The 14568-nt window shown below is 72.3% G+C and carries 18 protein-coding genes and 2 pseudogenes; 12 read left to right on the top strand and 8 right to left on the bottom strand.

Annotated elements, in window-relative coordinates; genetic code table 11:
- Positions 1–151: 151 nt before the first annotated feature.
- The 5 genes and pseudogenes from VS93_RS30145 to VS93_RS23920 all read left to right on the top strand — a co-directional run bounded on the left by VS93_RS30145 (position 152) and on the right by VS93_RS23920 (position 3638).
- Positions 152–388: an ATP-binding cassette domain-containing protein gene (locus tag VS93_RS30145; RefSeq protein ID WP_173434362.1), complete on the top strand. Its 237-nt coding sequence runs from the start codon at positions 152–154 to the stop codon at positions 386–388.
- Positions 389–545: 157 nt separating this feature from the next.
- Positions 546–1049 (top strand): AAA family ATPase, encoded by a 504-nt coding sequence (locus VS93_RS30140; protein ID WP_156184997.1) that lies wholly within the window; start codon positions 546–548, stop codon positions 1047–1049.
- Positions 1039–1860, top strand: coding sequence for an ABC transporter permease (locus tag VS93_RS23930; RefSeq protein WP_046472125.1), 822 nt, complete (start codon positions 1039–1041; stop codon positions 1858–1860). Before VS93_RS30140 ends, VS93_RS23930 begins: the two co-directional genes overlap by 11 nt.
- 13 nt (positions 1861–1873) lie before the next feature.
- Positions 1874–2989, top strand: a complete 1116-nt coding sequence (locus tag VS93_RS23925; protein ID WP_052745960.1) for a sensor histidine kinase — start codon at positions 1874–1876, stop codon at positions 2987–2989.
- A pseudogene (locus VS93_RS23920) lies at positions 2986–3638 on the top strand (response regulator). Before VS93_RS23925 ends, VS93_RS23920 begins: the two are co-directional and overlap by 4 nt.
- 72 nt (positions 3639–3710) lie before the next feature.
- On the opposite strand, the gene VS93_RS23915 reads toward VS93_RS23920, so the two are convergent.
- Positions 3711–4406, bottom strand: a complete 696-nt coding sequence (locus VS93_RS23915) for a DsbA family oxidoreductase (RefSeq protein ID WP_046472123.1) — start codon at positions 4404–4406, stop codon at positions 3711–3713.
- A gap of 209 nt (positions 4407–4615) precedes the next feature.
- Here VS93_RS23915 and VS93_RS23910 point away from each other — a divergent pair, with 209 nt between their 5' ends.
- Entirely contained in the window at positions 4616–5581 is a 966-nt protein-coding gene (locus tag VS93_RS23910; protein ID WP_046472122.1) for a helix-turn-helix transcriptional regulator, read from the top strand.
- Here VS93_RS23910 and VS93_RS23905 read toward each other — a convergent pair.
- Both VS93_RS23905 and VS93_RS23900 read right to left on the bottom strand, forming a co-directional pair.
- Positions 5572–6489, bottom strand: coding sequence for an SDR family oxidoreductase (locus VS93_RS23905; protein WP_046472128.1), 918 nt, complete (start codon positions 6487–6489; stop codon positions 5572–5574). The two genes, VS93_RS23910 and VS93_RS23905, sit on opposite strands and share 10 nt — an antisense overlap.
- A 353-nt stretch (positions 6490–6842) precedes the next feature.
- Complete coding sequence (locus tag VS93_RS23900; RefSeq protein WP_046472121.1) at positions 6843–7088, bottom strand: hypothetical protein; 246 nt, start codon at positions 7086–7088, stop codon at positions 6843–6845.
- 1 nt (position 7089) lies between these two features.
- Between VS93_RS23900 and VS93_RS23895 the strand changes: the two genes are divergently transcribed.
- Positions 7090–7611: a hypothetical protein gene (locus VS93_RS23895; RefSeq protein WP_046472120.1), complete on the top strand. Its 522-nt coding sequence runs from the start codon at positions 7090–7092 to the stop codon at positions 7609–7611.
- Between the two features lie 103 nt (positions 7612–7714).
- On the opposite strand, the gene VS93_RS23890 is transcribed toward VS93_RS23895, so the two are convergent.
- Together VS93_RS23890 and VS93_RS23885 are read right to left on the bottom strand one after the other, a co-directional pair.
- Positions 7715–8242, bottom strand: a complete 528-nt coding sequence (locus tag VS93_RS23890) for a four-helix bundle copper-binding protein (RefSeq protein WP_046472119.1) — start codon at positions 8240–8242, stop codon at positions 7715–7717.
- A gap of 68 nt (positions 8243–8310) precedes the next feature.
- On the bottom strand, positions 8311–8742 hold the full coding sequence (locus VS93_RS23885) for a DUF6069 family protein (RefSeq protein ID WP_236700705.1): 432 nt from the start codon (positions 8740–8742) through the stop codon (positions 8311–8313).
- Positions 8743–8942: 200 nt separating this feature from the next.
- On the opposite strand from VS93_RS23885, the gene VS93_RS23880 reads away from it, so the two are divergent.
- The 4 genes from VS93_RS23880 (at position 8943) to VS93_RS23865 (ending at position 11820) form a co-directional block, all read left to right on the top strand.
- The gene (locus VS93_RS23880) at positions 8943–10121 is read left to right on the top strand and encodes a sensor histidine kinase (protein ID WP_046472118.1); all 1179 of its coding nucleotides are present in this window, start codon (positions 8943–8945) and stop codon (positions 10119–10121) included.
- Positions 10109–10771: a response regulator gene (locus VS93_RS23875; protein ID WP_046472117.1), complete on the top strand. Its 663-nt coding sequence runs from the start codon at positions 10109–10111 to the stop codon at positions 10769–10771. The genes VS93_RS23880 and VS93_RS23875 overlap by 13 nt, the downstream gene beginning before the upstream one ends.
- 153 nt (positions 10772–10924) lie before the next feature.
- Positions 10925–11305, top strand: a complete 381-nt coding sequence (locus VS93_RS23870) for a PadR family transcriptional regulator (protein ID WP_046472116.1) — start codon at positions 10925–10927, stop codon at positions 11303–11305.
- Complete coding sequence (locus tag VS93_RS23865) at positions 11302–11820, top strand: hypothetical protein (RefSeq protein ID WP_046472115.1); 519 nt, start codon at positions 11302–11304, stop codon at positions 11818–11820. Before VS93_RS23870 ends, VS93_RS23865 begins: the two co-directional genes overlap by 4 nt.
- A gap of 43 nt (positions 11821–11863) precedes the next feature.
- Here the strand turns inward: VS93_RS23865 and VS93_RS23860 are convergent, their stop codons facing one another.
- Together VS93_RS23860 and VS93_RS32130 are read right to left on the bottom strand one after the other, a co-directional pair.
- Entirely contained in the window at positions 11864–12043 is a 180-nt protein-coding gene (locus VS93_RS23860; RefSeq protein ID WP_046472114.1) for a DUF397 domain-containing protein, read from the bottom strand.
- A gap of 2 nt (positions 12044–12045) precedes the next feature.
- Positions 12046–12831: pseudogene (locus VS93_RS32130) on the bottom strand (helix-turn-helix domain-containing protein).
- A 578-nt stretch (positions 12832–13409) separates the two neighbouring features.
- On the opposite strand from VS93_RS32130, the gene VS93_RS23845 reads away from it, so the two are divergent.
- Entirely contained in the window at positions 13410–13643 is a 234-nt protein-coding gene (locus VS93_RS23845; protein WP_046472112.1) for a hypothetical protein, read from the top strand.
- 96 nt (positions 13644–13739) lie between these two features.
- Here VS93_RS23845 and VS93_RS23840 read toward each other — a convergent pair whose 3' ends face one another.
- Positions 13740–14486 (bottom strand): carbohydrate ABC transporter permease, encoded by a 747-nt coding sequence (locus VS93_RS23840; protein ID WP_082127155.1) that lies wholly within the window; start codon positions 14484–14486, stop codon positions 13740–13742.
- Between the last annotated feature and the right edge of the window lie 82 nt (positions 14487–14568).

Here is a 14568-nt window from a genome sequence, read left to right as displayed (position 1 = left end):
CGCGCGCCCGTGCGTGCGCGGCCCTGACCGCCGCGGGCCGCCGGGCGGTGCGGGACACCGGCTCCCGCGCCCGGACTACGTCACACGGCGCAGCCGGAAATCCGCTTCTCGATGGACGTGCGGAAGGACCCGCGGACCGAATCTGGGTGTCATGGGCAATCCGATCGAGACCACCGCGCTGACCAAGCGCTACGGCCGCACCGTGGCGATCGAGGACCTGGATCTCTGCGTCCACTCCGGAGAGGTCTACGGGTTCCTCGGCCCCAACGGTGCGGGAAAGAGCACCACCATCAGAATGCTCCTGGGCCTGATCCGGCCGACATCGGGCGGCATCCGCGTCCTCGGCTCGGCGCCCGGGCCCCGGCACCTGCAACGGGTCGGCGCCTGATCGAGGGGCCCGCCTTCTACCCGTACCTGTCCGGCCGCGACAACCTCCGGGTTCTCGCCGACCACGCCGGTGTCCGCCGGGCCCGGGTGGACGGCGTGCTGGACACGGTCGACCTGACCGACCGGGCGCGGGACGCTACGCGACCTACTCGCTGGGGATGAAGCAGCGGCTCGGCCTGGCCGCGGCGCTGCTGAAGGATCCCGAACTGCTCATCCTCGACGAGCCCACCAATGGGCTGGACCCGGCCGGGATGGCCGACATGCGGGTCTCGATCCGGCGGCTGGCCTCCAACGGGTGCACCGTCCTGCTGTCGAGCCACCTGCTCACCGAGGTGGGGCAGATCTGCGACCGGGTCGGCGTGCTCCACCGGGGGCGGCTCGTCACAGAGACCGCGGTCGCCGACCTGCGCTCCGGCGGAACCCTCCGCGTCGTCGCCGACCCGCTGGAGCGGGCACGGGCGCACCTGGAGTCGGTCCTGGGCGCCGGGCGCGTCCGCGGGGACAGCGGCGGCCTCAATGTCGAGATCGGCGCGGACCGGGCGGCGCGCATCAACGCCGAACTCGTCGGCTCCGGGGTGTCGGTCAGCGAGCTGCGCTGGCAGGAGCCCGACCTCGAACGCACCTTCCTCGAACTCACAGGAGGCGGCACCCATGGTGACTAACATCCGCGCCGAACTCGTCAAACAGGTCCGTCGGCCCGCTGTCTGGCTGCTGCTGGCCGTGGCGGTCTCGCTGTCGCTGACCTTCGGCTACCTGATCCCCTACACCGGATACACTGGAACGGCATCGGGCGCGCCGGGCAGCGACCGCGGACTCGCGGCCATGCTTCCGGAGTCGTTCGTCGGCAGCGCCGTGGGCGGGCTGCCGGTGTTCGCCGGCGCCCTCGCGCTCATCTTCGGCGTGCTGGTGGCCGGGAGCGAGTACGGGTGGCAGACCTGGAAGACCGTGCTGGCGCAGCGGCCCGCCCGGCTGACCGTCTACGCCGCCAAGCTGGTCACCGCGGCCGCGGGCACCCTGGCCGGGGTGCTCACGCTGCTCGCCGCGGCCGCGGTCGCCAGTGCCGCGGTCGCCGCGGTGGAGGACGCACCCCTGGACTGGCCGGGTCCGGCCGATCTCGCGCTGGGCGTCGGCGGGGCCTGGCTCATCGCCCTGATGTGGGCGGCGCTGGGCGTGGCCCTGGCGATCGCGCTGCGCGCGGTCGCCCTGCCGATCGGGCTCGGTCTGGTGTGGCTGCTCGCGGCGCAGAACCTGCTGGCCTCCATCGCGGCGCCGCTGATCGACTGGATCGCCGAGGCGCAGAAGATACTGCCCGGCCCGAACGCGGGAGCGATGGCCGCCGCGCTGGGCGCCGCGGACGCGCCGGGTGTCGATCCGATCGTGTCCTCCGGACATGCCGCGATCGTGATGGCGGCCTACCTGCTGGCGTTCTGTGTCGCCGGTGGTTGGCTACTGCGCAGCCGGGATATCACCTGAGGGGGTGCCAGTGGTGGAATCGCGGTCGTGGCTCGCCGATATTCCCATTGCGGTCGTGCTCGCGGTGGCCGGGGTGTTCGGCACCGCGGCGACGGACGCGATGAACGGCGCCGACCGCCCGGTGGACGTGTGGGCGTTCGGGTTGGTGCTGGCCGCCTCACTGGTGGTGGCCGTGCGGCGCCGGTGGCCGCTGGCCACGCTCGCGGTGGCGGCCGCCGCGACCTCGACCTACCTCTTCCTCGCCTACCCGTACGGGCCGGTCTTCTTCCCGTTCTTCGTCGCCGTCTACACGGTCGCCCGCCACCGGCCGCCGGCGACGGCCGTTCCGGCGTCGGGGGCCGCGTTCCTGCTCCTGCTTCCCCACGCGTTCGTCCACCCGGCGTCGCTTCCCGGCATCCTGGGGATCGTTCCGGCCTCGGCGTGGGTGGTCGTGCCGTTCGCGCTGGGCACCACGGTACGGATCACCCGGGAGGCGGCCGCGCGCGAGCGGGAGGAGGGAGTGCGCCGGCGCGTGTACGACGAGCGGCTGCGCATCGCCCAGGAGGTGCACGACGTCGTCGGGCACGGGCTCGCGGCGATCAAGATGCAGGCGGACGTCGCGCTGCACCTGATGGCGAAGAAACCGGAGCAGGCGGAGCAGGCGCTGATCGCGATCAGCCGCACCAGCACCGAGGCACTGGAGGAGGTGCGCGCGACGCTGGCCGTGGTGCGCGGTGCCGAGCCCGATCCCGCGCGGCCGCCGGAGGCCGGGCTGCGCCGCCTCGGCGACCTCCGGGACCGCATGGCCGAGGCCGGGGGCCAGGTCGATCTGCGCATCACCGGCTCCCCGCGCGACCTGCCGGCCGCCGCCGACTTCGCGGCCTACCGGGTGGTGCAGGAGTCGCTGACCAACGTGCTGCGGCACAGCGAGACCAAGGCCGCCGCCGTCCGGGTCGGATACGATGCCGACGCGGTGGTGATCGAGGTCTCCAACCCGGCTCCCGGTGCCGCGCCCGGCGGAGGCGGCGGACTGGGCCTGCCGGGCATGCGGCAGCGGGTTGCCTCGCTCGGCGGCGAATTCTCAGCGGGCCCCACGGCGGACGGCCGTTTCGAGGTCCGCGCGACCATACCCATCGGTGGCCACGAATGATCTCAGTCCTGATCGTCGACGACCAGGAACTCGTCCGTGTCGGCCTGCGGGCCTGATCGAGAACGAGGACGGCCTGGAGTTCGCCGGGGAGGCGGCGGAAGGGCTCGCCGCCGTCGCCGCCGTGCGGGAGAAACACCCGGACGTGGTGCTGATGGATATCCGGATGCCCGGGATCGACGGCCTGGAGGCCACCCGGCGCATCACCGCGGACCCCGAGCTCGCCGGCACCAGGATCATCGTCCTGACCACGTTCGAGTACGACGAGTACGTGTTCGACGCGCTCCGCCACGGCGCGAGCGGCTTCCTCCTCAAGGACACCTCGCCGACGGAGCTGCTGCAGGCCGTCCGCCTCGTCGCCGACGGGGGCGCGCTGCTCTCACCCACGGTGACGCGCACGCTGGTCAAGGAGTTCGCCTCGCGCCCCGCGCGGCAGACCCGCCCGCACCCACAGCTCGGCACCCTCACCGACCGGGAACGGGAGATCGTCGGCCTCGTCGGGGAGGGGCTGACCAACGACGAGATCGCCGAACGCCTCTACATCAGCCCCGCGACGGCGCGGACGCACGTCAGCCGGGCGATGACCAAGCTCGGCGCCCGCGACCGCGCCCAGCTCGTCGTGTTCGCCTACCAGTCCGGCCTGACCGGCTGAGCGCGGCGGCCCCGGCCCGGCGTGCGCCCGCCGTGTCCGCGCGGAGAAGCCGGGACGGGACTCGGGGGCGTCTCAGTCGGCGCACCCGTCCGGCCCGCACGCCCGGCCGTCGCCGGCGACCGTGACCGGGCCGCGGGTCTCCTGCCACACGCGGCGCAGCGTCTCCAGCACCGCCACGGCCGGATGGGCCCCGTTGATCGCGAAACGCCGGTCGATGAGGAACAGCGGCACACCGGTCAGGCCCAGTTGGAGGGCTTCGTTCTCGTCGGCGCGCACCGCCGCGGCGTAGGAATCGGAGCCCAGGATCTCGCGGACCTCGTCCCGGCCGAGCCCCGCCTCCACAGCGAGCCGTTCCAGGGCCTCGTGTTCGCCGATCGCCTCGCCCTTGGACAGATACCCCCGCAGGAAGCGCTCCTTGACCCGGGTCTGCAGGCCGCGGTCGGCGGCGAGGTGGACGAGCCGGTGCGCGTCGAAGGAGTTGCCCGGACGCGCGCGCCCGAGGTCGAACTCCAGCCCGACCTCGGCGGCCGTGCGGGTCATACGCTCGATCATCGCGCGCCCGCCGTCCGCGGTGGTGCCGTACTTGCCGGCCAGCATGCCGCCGTAGTCGACGTCGCGCACCGGCGGCGCCTCGGGGTCGAGCTCGAAGCTGCGCCACACGAGCTCGACCTCGCCGGCGTGCTCGAACTCGGTGAGCGCGGTGTCGAGCTCCGCCTTGCCGATCGCGCACCACGGGCACACGATGTCCGACCAGATCTCGATCTTCATAGCGGCGGCACCACCCTGCCATTCCGGTTGGTATCGCACAACGGCACTCACATGCCGCGATGTCCCGGCCGAGGCTACCCCGAAGGCACCCCTCCGCGACGCCGCCGAGACGGTGCGGACGGCGGGTGAACGCCGTGTCCGACGCCCGAAACAGCGCCGTCCTCGGCGGCCGGGGCGCCCGGGCGCCCCGCACGCCATAGTCTGGCGGTATGCGAGCGGAACGGCTGGTGGCGCTGGTGTTCACCCTGCAGAGCCGGCGCAGTGCGACCATTCCCGAGCTGGCGAAGGCGCTCGGGGTCTCCGAGCGGACCATGCACCGCGACATCGCGGCGCTGCAGGATCTCGGGGTCCCGGTGTGGACGGAGCAGGGGCGCCACGGCGGCATCCGCCTCGTCGACGGCTGGCGCACCAGGCTCGACGGGCTTACCTCGCGCGAGGCCGTCGCGCTCTTCGCTATGGGCGCCCCGCGCGCTCTCACCGAACTCGGGCTGGGCACCGCTGTGTCCGCGGCGCACGCCAAGGTCTCCGCCACCCTGCCGGCGCCGCTGCGCGAGCAGGCGCAGCACATCGCCCAGCGGTTCCACCTGGACGCTCCGGGATGGTTCCGCCGGGCGGACGACACCGAGCACCTGGCCGCCGTCGCCCGCGCGGTGTGGGAGCAGCGGCGCGTCCGGGTCGGCTACCGCCGCAGCGACCGCACCGTCGAGCGGGAGCTGGACCCGCTCGGGCTGGTGCTCAAGGCGGGGGTCTGGTACCTGGTGGCGCGCGCGGAAGGCGGTGTCCGCACCTACCGTGTCAGCCGCATCGCGGGCACCGAGGAGCTCGACGGGCACTTCGAGCGGCCGGCCGGATTCGACCTCGCCGGCTGGTGGCGGCACTCCTCGGCGCAGTTCGAGAAGTCGCTGCAGCGCGTCCGGGTGCGGGCCCGGCTGAGTCCCGCCGGGGTCCGCCTCCTGCCTTCGGTCATCGACACCGACCTCGCGGTGGCGGCGCTGGACGAGGCGAGCCCGCCGGGCCCCGACGGCCGGCGGGAGGTCGAGCTGGCCCTGGAGGAGCCCGAGATCGCGGCCGGCCAGCTGCTCGGGCTCGGCACCGAGGTCGAGATCGTCGGGCCGCCCGCCGTGCGGGCCGCGTTCGCCGAGGCCACACGGCGGATGGCCGAGCGTCACCGGTAGCCGGTGGTGTCCGCCGGTCTGCCGGCGTCCTGCACCTCCGTGACGTAGCGCCACCCGTCCGGCCGGCTGCCGTCGAGGTCGGTGAAACCGTAGATTTCGGCGAGCTGCCCGCTGTTCAGCGTCTGCCCCGAGAAGCGGGCCCTCTCCGGGTCGGCGGCCAGGGCCGCGACCGCGCGCCCGGTGAAGGCCGGGGACTCCGAGATCGCGAAGTGCGGCTGCTCGGCCAGCGCGTCCCGCCAGTTGTCCTCGGTGACGCCGAAGACGTCCAGCATGGCCTCCGAACGCAGCCAGCCCGGCGTCATCGCCACCGCGGTGCACCGATGCTCCCGCGTCTCCTCGGCGAGAGCGAGGGCGAGGTGGTGGGCGGCTGCCTTGGCGACGTAGAACGCCAGCGACGTCCCCTTGCGGAACGCCGCGTTGTACTCGGCGGTGCCGTCGGTCATCTCCACCACCAGGCCGCCGGGGCCGCGGATCACCAGAGGTAGCAGGTGGTGGGCGGTGATGATGTGGGCGTCGATGCCGAGCCGGACCATGCGCAGGCTCGCCTCCAGCGAGTGCTCCCACACGGGTTTTCCCCATCCGAGGTGGCCGTCGCCGCCCCAGACCCCGTCGACCAGCACGTCGATCCGCCCCTGCTCGGAGTCGACGCGTTCGGCCAGCCCGCGCACCTGGTCGGGGGCGAGGTGGTCGACCCGCACGGCCACGCCCGTGCCGCCCGCCTCGGTGACCAGTTCCGCGGTCTGCTCGATCGTCTCGGGGCGGTCCACCTCGGAGCGGTGCGTCCCTGATGTGCGTCCCGTGACGTACACGGTCGCTCCACTGCGGCCGAGCTCGACCGCGATGGCCCTGCTCGCTCCCCGGGTTCCCCCGGCCACCAACGCCACTGTGCCAGTGAGATCTCTACTCATGCCGATCACGATCGCAGCGAACCCTGCCAGGCCGCGGCAGGGTTTCCCCGCGGGTTTCCACCGAGGTGGCGCGGGCTTCGCAGTGGCCGTTCACTCGCACAGTCGGTGCCGGCTTCGGGAATGTCCGGCCCCGGTGAGTGGTTCCAGGAGGTGGGTCGACGCGGTAGCAAGTGTCCCCGGGCTCCACATATCGCCTTCGTGGAATACCGCGCCCAGCCTCCCCGCAGGGGTGGTCGGGCGGCCGCGGAGCCACGTTGTGCCACGCGCCGAGAGGCGACCGCCGCGTCGGGCCCGACAATCGGGGGCGGTCCCAGCGAGCACCGGCTCACTGGGACCGCCCCCGTTCCGGGGTGTCAGCGGACGGCGGCGCGGCCGGGCGGTCTTCCCGCGTCGACGGCGTTGCGCCACCTTGTGCCGAGGCCCTCGTTCAAGGCGTGCTCGACCGCCGGGCTCGCCCGCAGCCCCCGCCGGGCGACGACCCCGGGCCCGAGCGCCGTCAGGACGGGGCCGGGGTAGCTGCCGTGTCCCGCGGGGTTGGGAACGCGTGCGACGGCTCCCTGTGTTGCGGTTCGCGCGCCGTGCGGCTTACGGTTCGGCACGATGACCGACAAGCGTGGAAAAACGGCACGCTCCGCGGCCTCGGATTCCGCGTCCGGGCGAGCCGACCGGTGGAAGGCGCGCGTACGAACCTCCTGGTGGCGTTGGCTGCTCGGCCTGCCTGTCATCGCCATGGGCACGGCGATCCCGTTCGGTCCGATCAACGGCGAAGAACACACCGTGACGGCGACGCCGAACCCCTGGGAGCCCTGGATGATCGCCTTCATCGGAATGATGGTCGCCGCTGCGGGCACGGCGATCGCCGGCTGGCGCCGATTGACGGTGCTCCTGGGGTGTTCTCCGGGCGCCCTGGTCGTGGCGTACGGGCTTTACGCCGTGACCGAGCCGCGTGGCGCCCGGGTCGCGGACGCCCAGTCCCAAACCACCGGACCCTACTGGCGACCGGGCACCGACGTGGGCACGCTCATCCAGGGCGGGATCTTCGCCGTCCTGGGCCTCCTGCTGCTGGCTTTCTGGGTGGGGCTGCTGCTTCGGGAATTCCGGCGGCCCCCGGACCGGGGTTGAGCGAACCCGGCCGCTCTCGTCCCGGTTTCCGGCGTGCGAAGGGCCGAGGACCCGCTCGCCGACAGGACGGGAAGCCGGGCCCGCACTATAAGCACCGGTCTCCTCAGAGGAGGCGGTCCCAACGGAAGGACGCCGTTGGCCACTGCCGCCGCGCGGGCGAACTCAGGAGCCCACGCGTCGGGGATCGGAAGTAGCCGCTCCTCCCCCTGCGGCGGGCGGGGTCAGCGTGCGGTCGCAGCGTTGCGATCATGTCGCGGCAGGCCTGCTCGCAGCGACGGCACGCTTCGGCGCACACGCGGCGGTGCGCCACCCCGCCCCAGGCCCTCGTCCAATGCGTGTTCGACCGCCGGCCTCGCCCGCACCCCCGCCGGGCGACAGCCCCGAGCCCGAGCGTCGTCAGGGCGGCCACCCCGAATCCCGTCCACCCGCCTGATGAGTCGAGATCGCCCTGACCGAGGACCAGCAGCGTCGAGGCGAGGAGCCAGTAGAAGGCGACGAACGGCCGCTCGTTGAGCAGGAGACCGAAACGGAAGCTCACGACGTCAAGGGGCCGCGGCCCGCGTAGCGGCGCCAGGGCGAAGAACGCGCACCCCGCGACGAGGAGCACGGTCACCGGATAACCGATGGGCATGGGACGCTCCGATGTGCTTTGTGTACCGATTGCGATGGGGTGCGTGCCGGGAACGGCCGGGGACACGGTCACTCGCCGCGCCCCGAACCCCCCAGGCCGGGGATGAGCACCGCGGCGACGATCAGGTGCATGCCGGTCAGGATCGCCGCACTCGCGATGTCGGCGGCATCAGTGATCGGCCCGGGCAGCGACAGCACGAGCACCGCGACCGCGATGACCGTCCAGGTCCGCCCCGGCCGCTTCAGGACTCGTTCCAGCAGTGCGAGCAGCGCCCAGCCCGCCAGCCCGGCGAGCAGACTCGCCGCGGCGACCGCGCCCGGCCCGACGGGCCGAACCGCTCCGTCGAGCCGGACGGTCGGGGCGACTCCGGCCACCGGACCGGCCAGCGCCCAGAGGGCGAGGGCCGCGGCCACCCCGCCGGCCACCGCCGCTGCCCGTCGGACGGCGATTCGGCCCGCGGGCCCTGATACGGCACGGGGGGAAGTGGTTTCACTGGACACGCGATCTTCCTCTCGATAGCGGACGGGGCCCGCGCCCGCAGGTCGATGGCGGCCGGTCCCGGCTGGTTCACGCCCCAGCGTCGCCGCCACGGTGCGGTCGCCGCATCGGGCGCACGGCGGTGGCGTCCCCGACCGCGGTAGGGCCGGGCACCGACTTTGGTAGGTGTCGGTGCGGCGGCCCCCGCGGCTACTCTTGGCCGGTGAACGGCGAGACCTATTCCGGCGCGGAGGCCGAACGCCGGCGCGCACCCGGACCCGCCGCTACGGCCGGCGTGGTCATCGGGACGGGGGTTCTGATCGCGCTGACGGTCTGGCCCCGGGTCGCCGCGCCCCCGGCGGAAGGACTGCCGGTTCTCGACATCGCGGTCGGGGTGCTGGGGTGCCTCCTGTCGCCCGTCCTGCTGTGGCGGCCGGTCACCGGCACGCTGGGGTTCACCGTGCTGGCGGCGCTGTCGCCGGCGGCCACCCCGCCGGCCACGCTGGGCGCACTCCAGGTCGCCCACCGGCGCGGTCTTCCGGTCGCGGTTCCGGTGGCCGCAGCGGGGATCGCGGCGCACGCGGTGCGGGGCATGTGGCAGCCGAACGGCGGGATCTCCTTCGGCTGGTGGCTGCTCCTGATCGCCATCGGGTACGGCGCGCTGGTCGGCTGGGGTTCACTGGCCCGGACGCAGCGCGCGCTCGTCATCTCGCTGCGGGAACGCGCCCGCCACGCCGAGGCCGAGCAGGGCCGGCGGGTGGCCGAAGCCCGGATACTCGAACGGACCCGGATCGCCCGGGAGATGCACGACGTGCTGGCTCACCGACTGTCCCTGCTGGCCGCATACGCGGGGGCGCTGGAGTACCGCCCGGACTCTCCGCCTGAGCGGCTCTCCCGCGCCGCCGGCGTGGTCCGCGCCGGAGTGCACCAGGCTCTCGACGAACTCCGCGAGGTGATCAGCCTGCTGCGCGACGGGGCCACGGAAGAGGGTCCCGACGGGGGGCCGCAGCCCGTACTGGCCGACCTTCCCCGACTGGTCGACGAGTCCCGCGACGCCGGTGTGCGGGTGCGGTTGCGCGACGAGGTGATCGATCCGGCCGCCTTGCCCGCCGCCGCCGGCCGGACCGCTTACCGTGTCGTGCAGGAGGGCCTGACCAACGCCCGGAAGCACGCAGCGGGCCGGCCGGTGGAGGTGGTGCTGGAGGGCCGGCCCGGTGACCGGCTCGTGATCGATATCCGCAACCCGCTGCCGGAGGGCGGGGCCGCCTCACCGGTCATCCCCGGCACGGGCATCGGACTGGTCGGGTTGACCGAACGGGTGCACCTCGCCGGTGGGCGGCTCGACCATGAGGCGGCCGCCGGCGAGTTCCGCCTGCACGCCTGGCTACCATGGCCGGCGTGAGCCGTTCGCTGCGCGTACTCATCGTGGACGACGACGCCCTCGTTCGCGCCGGGCTGTCCATGATGCTCGACGGGGTCCACGGCATCACCGTGGCGGGCGAGGCCACCGACGGCGACGAGGTGCTCGCGGCCGCTGACGCGCACGCCCCCGATGTCGTGCTCATGGACCTCCGGATGCCGCGTGTGGACGGCATCACCGCCACCCGCGGGCTGCGGCGCCGGCGGCCCCCGCCCGAGATCATCGTGCTGACCACCTTCGACACCGACGAGAACATCCTGCACGCGCTGCGCGCCGGCGCCGGCGGCTTCCTGCTCAAAGACACCCCGCCCCCGCAGATCGTCGAGGCGATCCGCCGGATCGCCGCCGGGGAGCCGGTCCTCTCCCCCCGGATCACCCGCCGGCTCATGGACCGCGCGGCCGTCCAGGCCGGCGCGCACCAGCGGGCCCGGGACGCACTGGCCGCCCTCAGCCCTCGCGAGCACGATGTGGTTCTCGCCGTGGCCCGGGGGCGGACCAACGCCGAGATCGCCGCGGAGCTCTTCATGAGCGTGGCCACGGTCAAGGCCCACGTCTCCCACATCCTCTGCAAGCTCGACCTCGACAACCGGACCCAGATCGCCCTGCTCGCGCACGACGCCGGCCTCGCCTGACGCGCACCGGGACGGCTCGCCCCGCACGGGGTGCGCGGATCCCGCCGCGGTGACCGGCTGAGCGATCGCACGGTCCCATCGATTACACCGGGTTTCGGGAACCACCAAGTCAACTAGTTTGCATAACCGAATACTCGATATAGAATGTCAGTGATGCCGCCACACGACACCGCCCGGCGTGACCCGCAACTGCTCAAGGGAGTCCTGCCCCTGCTGCTGCTCCGGCTGCTGGCCGCCCAGGAGTCCTACGGCTACGAACTCGTCGTGCGCCTCCGGGAGCACGGCCTGGAAGGTGTCGCGACCGGAACGGTCTACCCGGCGCTGACCCGCCTGGAGCGCGACGGGCAGGTCTCCTCCCGGCTGCTCGCCTCGGCCAGCGGCCCGGCACGCAAGTACTACCGCCTCACGGAGCGGGGATACACGGCGCTGCGGCAGGCCGAGGGAGCCTGGCACAGCCTCTCCGCTGTTGTCTCCGCCCTGGTCAGCACCCCCGTACCGACCGCTCCCCGAACCGCGGAGGAGAAGACGCCATGACCGCTCTCGACCGGCTCCGGCTCTCCTGGTTCCTGGTCCGCCTGGACTACCACATCGCGGACCTGCCCCGGCGCCGCCGCAGGGAGATCCGCCGCGAGTTGGGGACCGACACCCGCGATGCGGCCCGCGACATCGGCGTACCCGGCGCGGTAGCCGACCTCGGCCGCCCGCGCGTCCTCGCCGAGGACTGCATCAGGGCCGAAGGACGTCCCCTCCCCCACTACACGCGCGGCGCCGTCTGGGCCGCCGTGAGCCTGGCGGCGTATATGTACCTGGTCATGTCCTACAGCTTCGGCCTGGCCGACGGGGCCATAGCGGCGAGCACCGACCTGGAGGGCGGGCTGGTCGGCACGGAGGTCGCGGCGCTCGCCGCCGAGGCCGACTCGTTGATCGCGGTGGAGCTCTCGTACAGTCCGTGGATCCTGCTGCTCCCGGCCGCCGCCTTCGTCCTCGCCGGCCGACTGTGGCGGCTGCTGCCGCCCTGGCGCGACCGGCCGGGGCCCCGGCAGCCGTAGTCGTCGCACCGCGGTCCGTCCGGCGTGCGCCCGTGGGTCGGGCTCACAACGTGTCGCGCCGAAGCTCCGCGAGGAAAGCGCGCCACTCCGCCGAAGGGAAGGCCAGGTGCCCGTGCTCCCGGTGCCGGGTGTCGCGGACCAGCACCCGCTCGCGGTCGGCGCGGCACTCGACGCAGTTGGGGTTCTGACCACCGCTATAGCTGGATTTGCGCCAGTTCTCCATGGTCACAGTTCCTTCCGGATCGCGTCGATGAGCCCGACGGACACCTGGGGCGACAGTGCTTCGCCCTGCAAATTGCCGAACAGCTCCACAAGCTGGTGCACCTGCGGACCAGAAACGACATTAACCCCCGAAAGGTATTCCTCGTGTCCGAGGGTCCGTCCGTCTCGTAAGGTCATCACCCGGAAGGATCCGCCGGGGTTCGGATGGCACAGCGTCGTCTGAGGGATTACCTGCATCCGTATCCGGTGCTCGTCGACCAGCTCACGCACGTAGTCGAGCTGGGCACGCGTTATGGACCAGGAGCCATGCCCCCGCCGCAGCGCCTCTTCGTTGAGCACGAAACTCAAGGACGTGTGCGTGAGGTTTTCCAGGCGAGCGGTGCGCACGGCAACCAGACGCTCCACCTGTTCCTTCCCCTAAGCGCCTGTGTTGGGGATGATCGATTCGGCGTACTCCGGTGTCTGCAGCAGCCCAGGAACCACGGCTACCTGGTACTCGCGGATCGTTACCGCCTGCATCTCGACTTTCTCGAAGTTGCGCCAGTCCTCGGGGATCTCCCTGATGTCGTTGATCTCGTCCCAGAGGTGAACCAGAGCACCGCCGGCTGACAGCGCCTTGTCGGCTGCTACAGCGTGGTCCCGACTCGGCGTGCGTGTCCCGCGCTCGAAGGCGCCGAGGGTGGGACGGGCGACATTGATCGCCTTGGCGATCGTGACCTGAGGATGACCTGCTTGTTTGCGCTGGCGCCGCAGTTCGGCGCCCCAGCGCTTCCAGTGGGGGTTCGTCATGCGAACCACTTTGATACAGAAGCGGTACGTACTGCTACCCGAGTTCCGGTTTTCCACAGGGAAGTACCTTCACTGGAATTCGTACCCCTGTAGCACGAAGCCGGCCCCGGAATACGAAAAGCCCCCGCGACCGTGTACGCGGTCCGGGAGCACGGCCACCGTCTTGGAGGAGACGATGACAAGCGACCAGTGTAGTCGGCGCCGTTCCGGCCGGGTCCGGCCTTATGTGCGGTTCTGCGAATATCGCCGCCCCATTGCCCAGGCATGGGTCCCGGCCTTTTGTCCACTTACCCGGGGACAGACCGGCACCGAGGCCGCCCCCGGCTGCGCGGGAGGTGCGCGATGACCCGCGTCCAGCAACGCGCCTTCCCCACCCGCACCGACAGCCTGCGGCCCGTACGCTCCTGGGCCGGGCAGGTCCTCACCAGGGCCGGGGCCACCGAGGAGCCCCGCGCCCAAGCGGTGCTGCTGCACGAACTCGCCGCCCACACCCTCGGAGGCTCCACCCCGACCGCACCCAGGACGCGCGGATCGGGGGCTTCATCCGCGCCGGCATCGGCACCATCGCCGTGGGCGCAATGCGCGAAACCCACCGGCTGCTGCCCTCCCCGACCGAGGACCTGCTGCGCCGCTACCGCCGCGGTCTGCTGCAGGCCCTCGCCGACGACCACGGCACCACCCGCTACGCCGAACTGCGCTGGCACGTCCCCGCCTTGACGGGCGCATCCACCCCGCGCCTCCCCGACGTACAGCGCGGACTCTCCGTCCACCCGCGCGCCGGCCCGCCCCCGGCCGGACCCGCACTGAACTGACCCCCACGGCGAGCTTGCATCGGGCCTTCCCACGCGCGGGAAGGCCCGATGCAAGCTCAGCGCTCTACAGCGCCGGGGCACGTCGTCCCTTGCGCGTCACCCCTTGAGCGCGCCGGCCATCAGGCCGCGCATGAAGTAGCGGCCGAGCACCAGGTAGATGACGATCGTGGGCAGCGACGCCAGTACCGCCGCGGCCATCTGCTGGTTATAGGGAACCGTCATCGCGCCCGCCACGTTGTTCAACTGGACCGTGACCGGCCAGCTGTTCGGTCCGGTGAGGAACACGGCGAACAGAAAATCATTCCACGCCTGGGTGACCTGCCAGATCAGGGTGACGGCGAACGCGGGCGCCGAGATCGGCAGGACGACGGCGCCGTAGGTGCGCAGCATCCCGTACCCGTCGACGCGGGCCGCCTCGATGAGGGTGTCCGGGATGCCGGCGTAGTAGTTGCGGAAGATCAGCGTGCAGATGGGGATCCCGTAGACGACGTGGGCCAGGATGAGCGGGAACAGCCCGCCCATCAGGTTCGCGGTCAGCAGGAGCTGCTGCAGCGGGATCATCACCGCCTGGTAGGGGATGAACATGCCGAACAGGAACAGCGTGAAGACCAGGTCGGCGTAGGGGAACCGCCATTTGGCCAGCACGTAGCCGTTCATCGAGCCCAGCACCGCGGAGATGATCGCGCTGGGGACCACGAGCCGCACGCTGTTCCACAACCCCGGGGCGAGTTCCCGCCACGCGGCGGTCCACGCCTCAAGGCTCCAGTTCCGCGGCAGCAGCCACGCGTTGGCCGCGGTGGCCTCCGCGAACGGCTTGAAGCTCGTTACGAGCAGCACGTACATCGGCAGCAGGAAGAGCGCGGCGATCAGCAGCAGCGCCGCGAACCGCGCCGTCCGCGGCGCGGCGCCCCGGTCGCCGCGCCGC

The sequence above is a fragment of the Allosalinactinospora lopnorensis genome, from assembly GCF_000981225.1.
Taxonomy (GTDB): domain Bacteria; phylum Actinomycetota; class Actinomycetes; order Streptosporangiales; family Streptosporangiaceae; genus Allosalinactinospora; species Allosalinactinospora lopnorensis.
This window is presented reverse-complemented; position numbering and strand designations above follow the sequence as displayed.